Genomic DNA, 12,795 nt, shown 5'->3' with positions numbered 1-12,795 from the left:
CGCACGCTCCCGGGACGCCCCCGGCAGCCGCGCGCGGTGACCGTGATCGGCGGAGGCATCTCGGGACTCGCCACAGCAGGCCTGCTCGCGCGGGACGGACACGCCGTCCAGCTCCTCGAGCAGAACGACGCTCTGGGAGGCCGCGCGGGCCGCTGGGAGGCCGAAGGGTTCCGCTTCGACACAGGCCCGTCCTGGTATCTCATGCCCGAGGTGATCGACCACTGGTTCCGCCTCATGGGCAGCAGTGCCGCCGACGAGCTGCGCCTGACGCGTCTCGACCCGGGGTACCGGGTCTTCTTCGAGGGGCACGGGCAGCCCGTCGACGTTCCCGCGGGGCGGGAGGGCGCGATCGCGCTCTTCGACTCGCTGAGCCAGGGTTCGGGCGAGGCGCTCGCCCGGTACCTGGATGATGCCGAGGACGCCTACAGCGTGGCCCTCGGCCGGTTCCTCTACGACGACTTCTCCTCCCTGCGCGGCCTCGTGCACCCGGAAGTCCTGCGCCGTGTTCCGCGACTGGCCGCCATGCTCGGGCAGTCCCTGCACGGGCGCATCGCCCAGCGCTTCCCCGATCAGCGGGAGCAGCAGATCCTCGGCTATCCCGCCGTCTTCCTCGGCACCACGCCCTACCAGGCGCCAGCGCTCTACCAGCTCATGAGCCACCTCGACCTCGCGCAGGGTGTGCTCTACCCCGAGGGGGGCTTCGCCGCCCTCGTGGACGCCATGGAGCGGCTCGCACGGGAGGCCGGAGTGCAGATCCGCACGGGGGCCCGGGTCACCCGCATCGTGACGGGCCCCTCGCGCGGAGGACACCGGGTCGAGGGCGTCGTCTGGACCGACAGTGGGGGCCGGGAGCACCGCCATGGCGCCTCGATCGTCGTCGGCGCGGCGGACCTGAACCACCTCGAGACCCAGATCCTGCCCGAGGAGCTCAGGACGCATCCCGAGCAGGCGTGGAAACGCCGCGACCCGGGCCCTGGTGCAGTCCTCGCCTGCCTGGGCGTCCGCGGCCCGCTCCCGCAGCTGGCCCACCACAGTCTCTTCTTCACCCGCGACTGGCCCGACACGTTCGGACGCATCAGCCGCGGCGAGGCCCCGGCAGAATCCACCTCCATCTACGTCTCCCGGACGAGCGCGACCGACCCGGGAGTGGCCCCCGAGGGCTCGGAGAGCCTCTTCGTGCTCGTTCCGACGGCTGCGGCTCCGGAATGGGGCCGTGGAGGAATTGACGGCGCGGGCGCGCCGGCCGTCGAGGCTATCGCCGACGCAGCGGTGCGCCAGATCGCGGCCTGGGCCGGCATCCCCGACCTCGCCGACCGCATCGTGGTGCGCCGCACGTTCGGTCCGGCAGACTTCGCCCACGAGTTCAACGCGTGGCGCGGGGGAGCCCTCGGCCTCGCCCACACGCTGTCCCAGTCCGCGTTCTTCCGGCCCGGCAACGCGAGCCGCAGGGTGGACGGCCTGCTCTACGCCGGTGCCTCCGTCCGGCCCGGGATCGGGATCCCGATGTGCCTCATCAGTGCCGAGCTCATCCTCAAGCGCGTGCGCGGTGTGCGTTCCCCCGGCCCCGTCGGGCCGGCGCTCGTGCCGCCGGGTGCAGAGGACGCCGTCGTGGCAAGGGACGCGGCGCCGGAGCGCGAGGGGGTCACGTGGCCTATCTGATCGCCCTGCTGGCCGCCACCGCGGGCACCCTCGTGCTCGACGCACGCATGCACCTGGCCTTCTGGCGCGCCCCACGCGCCACCGCCCTCACCCTGGCTGCCGGCCTCGTCTTCTTCCTCGCGTGGGACGTCGCCGCGATCGCCGCCGGCGTCTTCCGCCACGGCCATTCGCCGTTTATGACGGGGCTCATGCTGGGCCCGGAGCTCCCGCTCGAGGAGCCGGTGTTCCTCGCCTTCTTCTCGTACACCGCCATCGTCCTCTACTCGGGCGCGGAGCGTGCCGTGGCGGCCGTCGCTGCCCGCAGGAGCACAGGGGGCACTCCATGACCTACGCCCTCATCGACGCGGTCTTCCTCGCGGCGGCCGCCGTCCTCGCCTTCCTGCTGCGTCTCGGGCGGCAGCCCTTCGCCGCTCCTGCCCCGGGCCTCAGGGACACGCCGCTGCGTCACGGGGTCTGGGTGCCGGCGATCGTCGCCGGCGCTGCCCTGCTCGCTCTCACGGCGGTCTTCGACAACGCCATGATCGCCGCCGGCCTCTTCGGGTACTCGCCCGAGACGCTGCTCGGCCCGGCCGTGGGTCTCGCCCCCCTGGAGGACTTCGCCTACCCCCTCGCCGCGGCCATCCTGCTGCCCGTCCTGTGGCGCAGGCTCTCCCGCGCGGGAAGACGGCAGCCCGGGGAAGCGGCAGTGCCGGCCCAACGGCACCCCGACCGCCGCGTCCCCAGCCGGAGCAGCCGCGGGACCCTCACCGCCGGGGACGAGCGGTGAGCGCCGCGCAGGTCCCGTCGAGGGCCGCCGCGCGACCCCCTCTGGGGCGGGCACTCCTGATCTCGTCGCGCCCGCTCTCGTGGGTCAACACCGCCTACCCGTTCGCGGCGGCGTACCTGCTGGCCGGGGGAGGCGTGGACTGGCGCCTCATCGTCGGCACCCTCTTCTTCCTCGTGCCCTACAACCTGGCGATGTACGGGACGAACGACGTGTTCGACTACGCTTCGGATCTCCTGAACCCGCGCAAGGGCGGAGCCGAGGGCGCCGTGCTTCCGCCATCGCTGCACCGCCCGGCCCTCCAGTGGGCCTGGGCGAGCTGCGTCCCCTTCGCGGTGGCCCTCGTCGCCGGGGGGACGCCGCTGAGCTGGGGCGTCCTCGCGGTCTCGCTGTTCGCGGTGGCGGCCTACAGCGTTCCGCGGCTGCGCTTCAAGGAACGGCCCGTGCTGGACTCGATCACCTCGAGTACTCACTTCGTCTCCCCGGCGGCGTACGGCCTCGCGCTCGCCGGAGGGATCCCTGCGCCCCCTGCCCTGGCGGTCCTCGCAGCGTTCTTCCTCTGGGGCATGGCAAGCCACGCGTTCGGCGCCGTGCAGGACATCGGGCCGGACCGCGAGGCCGGCATCGGCTCGATCGCCACGCTCTTCGGTGCACGCGCCACCGTCCGCCTCGCCGTGATGCTGTATCTCGCGGCCGGCGCGCTCCTGCTCGTCCTCGTACCCATTTCCGAGGGACCGGCCCGGTTCGCGGGCCTGCTCGCGCTTCCGTACGCAGCCAGTGCGGCCCCCTTCTGGTCCGTCACGGACCGGAGCGCCGAGCAGACCCGGGCGGGCTGGCGCCGCTTCCTCTGGCTCAACTACGTCACCGGATTCCTGGTGACGCTCCTGCTCATCTCCGTCTGGATGCACCTATGACCTCCGCTCAGACCCCCACCTCCGCCACTGCTGCCGGACAGCGGCCGACCGCACTCGTATGGTTCCGCGACGACCTCCGGGTCCGCGACCATCCCGCACTCCGCGCTGCCCTTGCCCACGGCCCCACCGTGGCCCTGTATGTCCTGGATGAGGAGTCGCCCGGGATCCGCCCGCTCGGCGGTGCGGCCCGGTGGTGGCTCCACCACGCGCTCGCGGACCTCGCAGCCTCGTTGGAGCGCCTCGGTGTTCCGCTCGTGCTGCGCAGGGGCGCCGCGGCCGCCATCGTCCCGGACGTCGCCGCGCAGTGGCGTGCCGACTACGTCGTCTGGAACCGCCGCTACGGAGGTCCCGAGCGGCGGGCGGACACCGCCGTGAAGTCGCTCGTGCGCAGGGCGGGGAGGCAGGCGGAGAGCTTCCAGGCCTCGCTGCTTCACGAGCCCTGGGACGTCACCACCCAGCAGGGCGGCCCGTACAAGGTCTTCACACCCTTCTGGAAGGAGCTCTCCGCCCGGGACCACAGGCATCCCCTGCCCGCCCCCCGCCGGCAGCGTGAGGCCCCCGAGCCGGCCGCGCCGGGAGACAGCCTTGAGGACTGGGGCCTGACGCCCCGCGGCCCGGACTGGTCCGGTCCCCTCGCCGAGGCATGGACCCCGGGGGAGGAGGCCGGCCTCGCACTCCTCAAGGACTTCCTCGGGCCCGACACCGCGGGGACGGCGGTCGCCGAGTACCCCGAGGCCCGCGATCTCCCCGGCCGGCCCGGGACGAGCCGCCTCTCGCCCTACCTCCGCTGGGGCCACGTGAGCCCGTTCCAGGTCTGGCACGCGGTGGCGGACCGCCGCCGGGCCGCACCCGAGGGGAGCGCGGTGTTCGCCTCGGAGCTGGGCTGGCGGGAGTTCGCGTGGCACACGCTGTTCCATCACGCCGACCTCGCCTCGGTGAACCTCCGCCGCGAGTTCGATGCCTATCCCTGGTGGCTCCCGTCCGGTGGTCGCAGCCGTGTGAAGCACGACGCCGGGCGCGGCCGTCCGCGCGAGGCCTCACCCGCCGTCGTGCGCGGCGACGCCGAAGCCAACCGCCTGCTCGAGGCGTGGCGGCGCGGACGGACGGGGTTCCCGCTCGTCGATGCGGGGCAGCGTGAGCTGTGGGCCACGGGGTGGATGCACAACCGGGTCCGCATGGTCTCGGCAAGCCTGCTCGTGAAGAATCTCGGCATCCACTGGCGCCTCGGCGAACGGTGGTTCTGGGACACGCTCGTGGACGCGGACACGGCGAGCAACCCCTTCAACTGGCAGTGGGTGGCCGGCTCCGGTGCGGATGCGGCGCCGTTCTTCCGCATCTTCAACCCCGTCACCCAGGAGAAGAAGTTCGACCCGGACGGCTCCTATGTGCGCGCATGGGTCCCCGAGTACGGCACCGACGCGTACCCCCAGCCGTGCGTCGACCTGGCGGAATCCAGGGCCGATGCCCTCGAGGCGTACCGTGAGCTCGGCCGCGGGTCCACAGGACGATCGGCCTAGAATGCCCAGGATGCAACGCAAGACCCACCCGACTGCCAAGAACCCGGCTCTCGTTGGGCCCGCGGACGTCGCGTGGAGCCATGACGGGGTCCGGTTCGACCCGGCTGCCGAGGCGCCCGAGGGCCGGGACGAGCTGCGCGGCGAACCGGGCTTCCAGCTCCTCTTCCTCCTGCAGCGGTTCACCAACGAGGCCGACCGCTATGCCGAGACCGTGCGCCGACGGCACGGCATGGCCCGCAACGACATCCACGCCATCAACGCGGTCGTGGAGGCCGAGCGGGCCGGTACGGTCACCACCCCCGGGGCGCTCCGCGAGCGGCTCGTCCTCAGTTCCGCCGCCATGACCTCGGTCATCGACCGGCTCGAGGCCTCCGGACACCTCGAGCGTAGGCACTCCCGGGAGGACCGCCGGCAGATCGAGCTCAGCTCCACGCCCAGCGCGCGGGAGACCGGCCGCGAGATGTTCGACCCCATGGTCCGCCACATGCTGCCGATCCTCGCCGACTACACCCCGGAGCAGCTCGAGCTCGTCGCGGGGCTCATGCAGCGGCTGAGCGACGCCATCGTCGAGGCCAGGGCCGAGGTGGGCCGGCCCGAGACGGCTCCCTCCCCGCCGTCCGGCCGCGGGACAACCGACGAGTAGCCCCGGCACGCATGCGTGAACTCGTGGTCCTCGGCACGGCCTCGCAGGTGCCCACGCGGACCCGCAACCAGAACGGGTACCTCCTGCTCTGGGACGGCGAGGGGATCCTGTTCGACCCGGGCGAGGGAACCCAGCGGCAGATGATCCATGCCGGCGTGGCCGCCACCCGGGTGAGCCGGATCTGCCTGACCCATGTCCACGGCGACCACTGCTACGGCCTCCCGGGCGTCCTCTCCCGCATGGCCCTGGACCGGGTCGAGCATCCCGTGCACCTGCACTATCCCGCCTCGGGGGAGCCGATGGTCCGGGCCCTCGTGGCCATCTCCACGCCGGGTGTGGATCTGCGCCTGCATCCGCACGGTGCCGCGGGACCCGTCGCGGAGGACCTCGAGGTGCGGCCGCTGCGCCACCGGATCGACGCATTCGGCTACCGCCTCACCGAGCCGGACGGACGGAGCCTCGTTCCCGAGCTGCTGGCCGCGGCGGGCATCTCCGGCCCCGAGGTGGGCAGGCTCCAGCGGGAGGGCCGCCTCGGCCGGGTGTCCCTCGAGGATGTGAGCGTGCCGCGCCCGGGCCAGCGCTTCGCGTTCGTGATGGACACGGCGGTGTGCGACGGCGCCGAGGCGCTCGCCGAGCGCGCGGACCTGCTCGTGGCGGAGTCCACCTTTGCCGACGACGACGCCGCCCTCGCCGAGCAGTACCTCCATCTCACGGCGGGCCAGGCGGGTGCGATCGCCGGGGACGCGGGCGCGGGGAGCCTCGTGATCACCCACTTCTCGGCCCGCTATCCTGACGTGGCCGGGCTGGAAGCGGAGGCGCAGCGGCGGGCGCGGAGCGCCGTCGTGCGCGCGGCGAATGACGGCGACCGCTTCCGTCTCCCCAAGCGGCGAGGCCTGAGGCTGCCCGCCCCAGCTTGACCTCAACCGTTGTTGAGGTCTTAGCGTGACTGGTATGACGTCCTCGCCGGCGGGCCCGCCCCGCACTCCCACCGCACTCGCGGAGTCCGCGCTCTTCCGGGCCGCGTTCCGCGACCACCCCTCGGGCGTCTCGATCGTCACGGCGGCAAGCCCCGAGGGGCCGGTCGGACTTACGGCCTCGTCGGTCGCGTCCGTCGCCGCGGACCCGCCGACGCTCGCGTTCTCCGTCTCCGGCGGCCGCTCCGCCGTGCACATCGCCGAGGCGCTGACCGTGGTGGTGCACCTCGTCGACGCCGACCAGATCGGGCTCGTCCGCATGTTCGCCACCCCAGGTTCGGAGCGGTTCACGTCAGCGATGGACTGGGAGACACTGCTCACCGGCGAGCCGTGGCTGCGTGCGGCACCGTGGGCGCTGCGCTGCTCGATCGATCACCGCATGCCGGTGGGCCCGTCGGTGATGCTGGCCGGCACGGTGCTGGAGATCCTCACGCCCGACGCCGCGCAGTCGCCGCGCGCGCCCGGCGCACCGCTCGTCTACCACGACAGGGCGTTCCACGCCCTGGGCGAGCATTCCCGCATCCTCTGATTCCCAGGGCGACAGGCAGGCCGGAGGGTCAGGCCCCATGAGGGTCAGGCGGGAGGGTCGGGTCCCGGCGCCCGTCAGTCGCCGAGCGCGGCGAGGAGCCGCGTGACTGAGCCGCCGAGGTTCCACTCCGTGGAGAGGCGTTCGAGCTCGAGGCGGGAGTGGGCGTCGGGCGCGCTGAGCCTCGCCCCCGCCTCGGCGAGGCTCGGCACCTCGAGATCCCGCGCCACGTTCACCACGGCCGGCGCGGCGGCGAGGTATTCGGCGGCCGCGGCCAGCTTGGCGCGGACGGCTCTCGTGGGGCCGCCGTCGGGCGAGGCTGCGGCCTCGAGGAGGCCCTCGAGGGTTCCGTACTCGGCGAGCAGCGTCGCCGCCGACTTCTCGCCGATTCCCGCAACCCCCGGCAGGCCGTCGGAGGCGTCTCCGCGCAGCGTCGCGTAGTCCGCGTACTGCTCCGGGAGGACCCGGTACTTGGCCACCACGACCGAGTCGGTCACGATCTCGAGGTTCTTCATGCCGCGGGCGGTATAGATGACGCGCACGCCCCGGGCATCGCTGACCAGCTGGAACAGGTCCCGGTCCCCGGTCACCACGTCCACGGGCAGGTCCGCGTGGCTCGCGTAGGTGCCGATGACGTCGTCGGCCTCGTGGTCCGCCACCCCCACGGTCGCGATCCCCGCGAGGGCGAGCACCTGCCGGATGAGCGGCACCTGCGCCACGAGCCCCGGCGGGACAGCCTCGACGTCCGGACCGCCGGCCACGCGCCGTTCGACCCGGTGGGCCTTGTAGCTCGGCAGAAGCTCAACGCGCCACTGCGGGCGCCAGTTGTCGTCCCAGCAGGCGATCAGGTGCGTCGGCCGGAAGTCCTTTGTGAGGCGCGCGATCATGTCCAGAAGGCCCCGCACCGCGTTCACCGGGGTGCCGTCTGCACGGCGGATGGTCTCCGGCAGGCCATGGAAGGCGCGGAAGTACAGAGACGCGGTGTCCAGCAGCATGAGGCGGTCCGGCATGGCCCCATCCTCACACGCCGGGGCGGGAGGGAGCGATGACCCGACCTGCGGGCAATGCGTTCGGCCCACAGCGGCTCAAGCGGCCGCCTACCCGCCCAGCCGGCGACCGATCTCGCTGCTCGCAAACTTGTCCAGCAGTTCGCGGGGGGCCGGGAAGACCTCGACGGCACCGGCGTCCTCGAGTTCGGCCGCGCTGTATCCGCCGGAGGCGAGCCCCACGGTCGGTATCCCGATCGCTGAGGCCGCGTCGACGTCCCACACGGCGTCGCCCACGAACACGACCTCGGACGCGTCGAGGCCGCCCGCCTCGAGGGCCGCGATCAGGATGTCCGGTGCCGGCTTCGACTCCTTCGCGTCCGCTGAGCTCGTCGCGGCATCGATCGCCTTGTCCGCTCCGATCACCGCACGCAGCACCTCGAGGTCCTGCTGCCGTGCCGAGGAGGCCAGCACCACGGTGAGCCCGGCGGACTTGCACTGCCTGAGGAGGGCCCGCGCGCCGTCGAACGCCCGCAGATGCGGCCAGAACGTCGAGAACACCGCGGCGTGCGTGTCGAGGATCTCCTGGTCCTCGGACGCGTCGCGCTCGGGCCCGAGCAGGTGCTCGACGATCTTCTGGCCGCCCATCCCCACGCGGCGGTGGATTTCGTTCATCCGCACGTCGTGCCCGAACCGGCGGAAGCCGTGCCACCACGCGAGGGTGTGGAAGTAGGTGGAGTCGACGAGCGTGCCGTCCACATCGAACAGCACGCCCCGCAGGCGCGCCACCTACTGCGCCCGGTCCGCGAGGCCCTCGACCCCGCTGGCCTGGGCGCAGTGGGCGCAGCAGAAGATGCCCTGGCCCGACTCGACGCCGTGGCCGAGGATCCTGCACCCGCAGTGCCCGCAGGTAGGCGCGAAGGCGTGGATGGCGCACTCGAAGCTGTCGAACGTGCCCGACTTCTCGCCCTGGATGAGCCGGAAGGTCTTGTCGTAGTGGTTCCCGCACACGTCACACGTAGCCATGGCCCACTGGTACCCCTCGGGGCTGCGGCTCAATCAGGGCGCGCGGGAGCCGTGGCCTCTCTGGCTAGGCTGGGCGCATGGGCTGGCACATCGGCACGTCGGGCTGGAGCTACGACCACTGGGAGCATGCCCTCTACCCGCCGGGCACCCGGCCGTGGGACCGCCTGGGCATCTACGCGATCACCTTCTCCACTGCTGAGCTCAACGCGAGCTTCTACCGCTGGCCGCGGCCGACGGCGTTTGCCAGCTGGCGCCGTCGGCTCCCCGAGGGCTTCCTCCTCTCAGTGAAGGCCCCCCGCGGGCTCACCCATGCGAAGCGCCTCTACGCGCCCGAGGCGTGGGCGGAGCGGATCGCGGCCTCCTGGCACGAGCTCGGGGCGCGGCGGGCCGTGCTGCTTGTCCAGCTCTCGCCCCGCCACGCGCGCGACGACGCGCGGCTCGACTGGTTCCTCGGCCGCCTGCCGCCGTGGATGCGCACGGCGGTGGAGTTCCGCCATCCCAGCTGGCACGACCCTGCGGTGTTCGACATCCTCCGGCGCCACGGGTCCGCCTACTGCGTCATGAGCGGGGCGGATCTGCCGTGCATCCTCGAGGCGACCGCCCCGCATGTCTACGTGCGCCTGCACGGCCCGGACCACCACCACCTGTACGGGGGCTCGTACTCCGACGCGGACCTCGGCTGGTGGGCCGGGCGTATCGGGGAGTGGGAGGCAGCGGGCCACGAGGTCTTCGCCTACTTCAACAACGACGGCGGCGGGAACGCCGTGCGCAATGCCCTCACCCTGCGCGGGATGCTGGGGTGACGGCGGGTCCGGTCGTGGCGTTCGCCGGTCACCGGTCCGTGCGGGGCGGATCGATGAGCGCGAGCCCGAGTTCGGGGTGGCTCGTCTTGCGGAGCACGGCTGGCGTCTCGCGGATGACGACCTCCAGAGTGGGCCAGATCTCGCCGCTGAGGAGGTGGCCGCCGCGAGTGGTTCCGTCCGGCAGGCCGAGGACCACGTGGGCGTGCACCTGCGGCCCGTCGTCCGCGGCCGCAATATCGCCGACCAGGGAGAGCAGTTCGCACTGCTGGTCGACGGGAATGCGCCGGTAGTCCTTCGCGTCCCGGTCGAACCAGCCGACCGTGGCGCGCCTGAAGGCGCCGACACCGGTGATCTGGGCGGCGGTGAGCTGGTTGCCCTTGGCGAACTCGCTCAGCACGCCGAAGGCGTCCTCGCCGGGCTCGCCGACGAGGACGAAGACAGCGCCACCGTCGGACGGAAGTCGGGTCGTCTTCACAGTCGTCTCCTCACCGGACGGTCCCTTTCAGGACAGCATGGGGGGATGGCGGGGTCAAGCGCGGGTGGCGGGCAAGGGCGGGTGGCGGGGTCAAGGAAATCGGACCGGGTACTCAGGCGGCGCGCAGGTGCCGGTGCGCGCGCACGAGCTCGACGAGGGCCGATTCGGCTGCCCTGGTCCGCGCGAGCCGCTGATGCTCGGACGGGACCGCTATCCAGTAGGTCCGCTCCATGGTCTTCTCCTCGAGGATGCGGACCAGCCGGCCGTCCTCCGACGCGATGAAGTCCGGCAGTACCGCAATGCCCAGCCCCGCGATGGCTGCCATCCACTGGCCGGTCACGTTGTTGGTCTGCACGGCCGGGCGCACGCCCGGAAGTGCCTCGTCGAGGAACCGCAGGGCCGGGATGTCGAGCAGGGCATCCACGTAGCCGATCATAGGGTGGCTGGCGAGGTCGGCGAGCCCCGCCGGCCGTCCGCGTCGGGAGAGGTAGTCGGGGCTCGCGTAGAAGCTCAGCCCGTACCGCGCGAGGGGCCTGGACCGCACTCCTCTCGTCGTGGGTTCCTCGAGCGCAATGCCGATGTCGAACTCCCGGGTCGCGAGCAGGCTCAGGCGTGTCTCCGTGACGACCTCGACTGTCAGGTCGGGGTAGTCCGTCCGGAGGGGGCCGAGCCCGGGCGAGAGCACGAACGCTCCGAAGCCGTCCGGAGCAGCGATCCTCAAGGTGCCCGAGAGCCGCCCGCGGGCCGAGCCCAGCTCCTCCGATGCCGCAAGGAGGGACGACTCGATGGCCTCGGCGTGGACGAGGAGCGCCTGCCCCGCTTCGGTGAGCTCCCACCCTCCGGGGGTGCGGTCGAACAGGCGCGTGCCGGCGGCCCTCTCGAGCTGGCTCACTCTCCTGCCCACAGTGGTGTGCTCGACGCCGAGCGCCCTGGCCGCGGCAACGAGCCTTCCGGTGCGCGCGACTTCGAGGAAGAAGCGGAGATCGTCTGCCTGGATCACGAACGCCACCCTACGGCGCGCCGTGCACGGATGCACACGGCTGGGCTGAAATCCTCCTTGCCCTCGGTGGTTGCTGCACACACACTGGGAAGCGTGCCGGTGCGGTCAAGAGTGCCGGGCCTCGAGGACGAGCCGGAGGAATCGCGATGACGTTCGACATCACTCTGCCCAGAATCATGAAGGTGGGCGCGGAGGCGGTCCGTGAGCTCGGCGCCCTGGTGCGCGACCTGGGGGCGCAGCGGCCCCTCGTGGTGACGGATCCGTTCATGGAGTCCTCGGGCACGGTCGACGCCGCGCTGGAGGCACTTCGCGGGGCCGGGCTCGACGTCGGGCTGTACGCCGAGTGCGTCCCGGATCCCACCACCGACTCCCTGGAAGCCGGTCTGGCAGCCGTGAAGGACCACGGCGCGGACCTCCTCGTCGGATTCGGCGGCGGAAGCTCGATCGACACCGCGAAGGCCCTCGGCTTCCTCTCCCTCAACGAGGGCCCGATGCGCGAGTACAAGGCGCCCCGGAACAACACGGGCCCGGCCCTTCCCGTCGTCGCGGTCCCGACGACGGCCGGCACCGGCTCCGAGGCGACGCAGTTCACGATCATCAGCGACTCGGGGACCGACGAGAAGATGCTCTGCACGGGGCCCTCGTTCCTGCCGATCGCCGCGGTCGTCGACTACGAGCTGACCCTCTCCATGCCGGCCCGGCTGAGCGCCGATACCGGGGTGGATGCCCTCACCCACGCGATCGAGGCCTACGTGAGCCGCCGGGCGAACCCCTTCTCGGACGGCTTCGCGCTCTCGGCCATGTCCGCTATCGGGGCGAACCTCCGCGAGGTGTACAAGGACGGGGGGAACCGGGCCGCCCGCGAGGCGATGATGCTGGCGGCGACCCAGGCCGGCATTGCCTTCTCCAACTCGAGCGTGGCCCTCGTGCACGGCATGAGCCGGCCCATCGGAGCCCACTTCCACATCGCCCACGGCCTCGCCAACGCGATGCTCTTCCCCGCCGTGACGGAGTTCTCCATTGCCGGAGCCGAGTCCCGCTACGCCGATTGCGCCCGCGCGCTCGGGGTCGCCACCCGCGAGCACGACGACGCGACGGCGGCCCAGGCGCTCGTTGACGAGCTCAAGGCACTCGCCCGGGACCTCGAGGTGCCGACACCCAAGTCCCGTGGCATCAGCGCCGAGGACTGGGAGCGGCTCACCCCCCTCATGGCAGAGCAGGCCCTCGCCTCCGGATCCCCCGGGAACAACCCCATCGTGCCGATCGCGGCCGAGATCGAGGCCCTCTACGCCCAGGTCTACGGCTGAGGCCGCCCTACCCTTCCGGCACCTGTCGCCACCCCCTGCAGACCGGCCCACGCCGGCACGACCGACCACTGATCCACCAGGAGTTCATGAGATGACTGTCAAGACCATTCCGCATTACCTCAACGGCGAGGAGACCAACGGCGTCGGGGAGCGGACGCAGCCGGTGTTCAATCCGGCCACCGGCGAGCAGACGGGCGAGCTG

The 12,795-nt window shown here is 72.2% G+C and carries 15 protein-coding genes; 10 read left to right on the top strand and 5 right to left on the bottom strand.

All coding sequences use genetic code 11. From position 1 onward, the window contains the following. Positions 1-36: 36 nt before the first annotated feature. Genes crtI through IE231_RS12675 form a run of 8 tightly spaced genes read left to right on the top strand, consistent with a single transcriptional unit; the run spans position 37 to position 6,999 of the window. The gene (gene crtI / locus IE231_RS12710) at positions 37-1,659 is read left to right on the top strand and encodes a phytoene desaturase family protein (RefSeq protein WP_229866938.1); all 1,623 of its coding nucleotides are present in this window, start codon (positions 37-39) and stop codon (positions 1,657-1,659) included. Continuing rightward, on the top strand, positions 1,647-1,985 hold the full coding sequence (locus tag IE231_RS12705; protein ID WP_189694350.1) for a lycopene cyclase domain-containing protein: 339 nt from the start codon (positions 1,647-1,649) through the stop codon (positions 1,983-1,985). The genes crtI and IE231_RS12705 overlap by 13 nt, the downstream gene beginning before the upstream one ends. After that, the gene (locus IE231_RS12700) at positions 1,982-2,425 is read left to right on the top strand and encodes a lycopene cyclase domain-containing protein (RefSeq protein ID WP_189694349.1); all 444 of its coding nucleotides are present in this window, start codon (positions 1,982-1,984) and stop codon (positions 2,423-2,425) included. The genes IE231_RS12705 and IE231_RS12700 overlap by 4 nt, the downstream gene beginning before the upstream one ends. Next, a complete protein-coding gene (locus IE231_RS12695) occupies positions 2,422-3,336 on the top strand; it encodes a prenyltransferase (RefSeq protein WP_229866881.1) in 915 nt (304 codons plus the stop codon). Before IE231_RS12700 ends, IE231_RS12695 begins: the two co-directional genes overlap by 4 nt. Beyond that, positions 3,333-4,853, top strand: coding sequence for a cryptochrome/photolyase family protein (locus tag IE231_RS12690; protein WP_189694348.1), 1,521 nt, complete (start codon positions 3,333-3,335; stop codon positions 4,851-4,853). Before IE231_RS12695 ends, IE231_RS12690 begins: the two co-directional genes overlap by 4 nt. Positions 4,854-4,863: 10 nt before the next feature. After that, positions 4,864-5,496: a MarR family winged helix-turn-helix transcriptional regulator gene (locus IE231_RS12685; protein WP_189694347.1), complete on the top strand. Its 633-nt coding sequence runs from the start codon at positions 4,864-4,866 to the stop codon at positions 5,494-5,496. 11 nt (positions 5,497-5,507) lie between these two features. Further along, complete coding sequence (locus tag IE231_RS12680; RefSeq protein ID WP_189694346.1) at positions 5,508-6,413, top strand: ribonuclease Z; 906 nt, start codon at positions 5,508-5,510, stop codon at positions 6,411-6,413. 34 nt (positions 6,414-6,447) lie between these two features. Continuing rightward, a complete protein-coding gene (locus tag IE231_RS12675; protein ID WP_189694345.1) occupies positions 6,448-6,999 on the top strand; it encodes a flavin reductase family protein in 552 nt (183 codons plus the stop codon). A 74-nt stretch (positions 7,000-7,073) separates the two neighbouring features. Here the strand turns inward: IE231_RS12675 and IE231_RS12670 are convergent, their stop codons facing one another. The 3 genes from IE231_RS12670 to IE231_RS12660 all read right to left on the bottom strand — a co-directional run bounded on the left by IE231_RS12670 (position 7,074) and on the right by IE231_RS12660 (position 9,008). Then, positions 7,074-8,006 (bottom strand): 5'-3' exonuclease, encoded by a 933-nt coding sequence (locus tag IE231_RS12670; protein WP_189694344.1) that lies wholly within the window; start codon positions 8,004-8,006, stop codon positions 7,074-7,076. An 87-nt stretch (positions 8,007-8,093) separates the two neighbouring features. Further along, positions 8,094-8,771, bottom strand: coding sequence for an HAD family hydrolase (locus tag IE231_RS12665; RefSeq protein ID WP_189694343.1), 678 nt, complete (start codon positions 8,769-8,771; stop codon positions 8,094-8,096). Then, entirely contained in the window at positions 8,772-9,008 is a 237-nt protein-coding gene (locus IE231_RS12660; RefSeq protein ID WP_189694342.1) for a metallothionein, read from the bottom strand. Positions 9,009-9,085: 77 nt separating this feature from the next. On the opposite strand from IE231_RS12660, the gene IE231_RS12655 reads away from it, so the two are divergent. Beyond that, positions 9,086-9,811, top strand: coding sequence for a DUF72 domain-containing protein (locus IE231_RS12655; RefSeq protein WP_189694341.1), 726 nt, complete (start codon positions 9,086-9,088; stop codon positions 9,809-9,811). A 28-nt stretch (positions 9,812-9,839) separates the two neighbouring features. On the opposite strand, the gene IE231_RS12650 is transcribed toward IE231_RS12655, so the two are convergent. After that, complete coding sequence (locus tag IE231_RS12650) at positions 9,840-10,286, bottom strand: PPC domain-containing DNA-binding protein (protein ID WP_189694340.1); 447 nt, start codon at positions 10,284-10,286, stop codon at positions 9,840-9,842. 112 nt (positions 10,287-10,398) lie between these two features. Beyond that, the gene (locus IE231_RS12645) at positions 10,399-11,286 is read right to left on the bottom strand and encodes a LysR family transcriptional regulator (protein ID WP_189694339.1); all 888 of its coding nucleotides are present in this window, start codon (positions 11,284-11,286) and stop codon (positions 10,399-10,401) included. A 146-nt stretch (positions 11,287-11,432) separates the two neighbouring features. Between IE231_RS12645 and IE231_RS12640 the strand changes: the two genes are divergently transcribed. Further along, on the top strand, positions 11,433-12,593 hold the full coding sequence (locus IE231_RS12640; protein ID WP_189694338.1) for an iron-containing alcohol dehydrogenase: 1,161 nt from the start codon (positions 11,433-11,435) through the stop codon (positions 12,591-12,593). Positions 12,594-12,795 lie beyond the last annotated feature (202 nt).

It is taken from the genome of Sinomonas cellulolyticus (genome assembly GCF_014656475.1).
GTDB lineage: Bacteria > Actinomycetota > Actinomycetes > Actinomycetales > Micrococcaceae > Sinomonas > Sinomonas cellulolyticus.
Note: the sequence above shows the minus strand (reverse complement) of the source record. Positions and strands in the feature narration are given on the sequence as shown.

Bases quoted from the DNA above. Each gene is read 5' to 3' on its own strand.
- IE231_RS12700 (WP_189694349.1), top strand. From the start codon at position 1,982: ATGACCTACGCCCTCATCGACGCGGTCTTCCTCGCGGCGGCCGCCGTC.
- IE231_RS12690 (WP_189694348.1), top strand. From the start codon at position 3,333: ATGACCTCCGCTCAGACCCCCACCTCCGCCACTGCTGCCGGACAGCGG.
- IE231_RS12685 (WP_189694347.1), top strand. From the start codon at position 4,864: ATGCAACGCAAGACCCACCCGACTGCCAAGAACCCGGCTCTCGTTGGG.
- IE231_RS12680 (WP_189694346.1), top strand. From the start codon at position 5,508: ATGCGTGAACTCGTGGTCCTCGGCACGGCCTCGCAGGTGCCCACGCGG.
- IE231_RS12675 (WP_189694345.1), top strand. From the start codon at position 6,448: ATGACGTCCTCGCCGGCGGGCCCGCCCCGCACTCCCACCGCACTCGCG.
- IE231_RS12670 (WP_189694344.1), bottom strand. From the start codon at position 8,006: ATGCCGGACCGCCTCATGCTGCTGGACACCGCGTCTCTGTACTTCCGC.
- IE231_RS12660 (WP_189694342.1), bottom strand. From the start codon at position 9,008: ATGGCTACGTGTGACGTGTGCGGGAACCACTACGACAAGACCTTCCGG.
- IE231_RS12655 (WP_189694341.1), top strand. From the start codon at position 9,086: ATGGGCTGGCACATCGGCACGTCGGGCTGGAGCTACGACCACTGGGAG.
- IE231_RS12640 (WP_189694338.1), top strand. From the start codon at position 11,433: ATGACGTTCGACATCACTCTGCCCAGAATCATGAAGGTGGGCGCGGAG.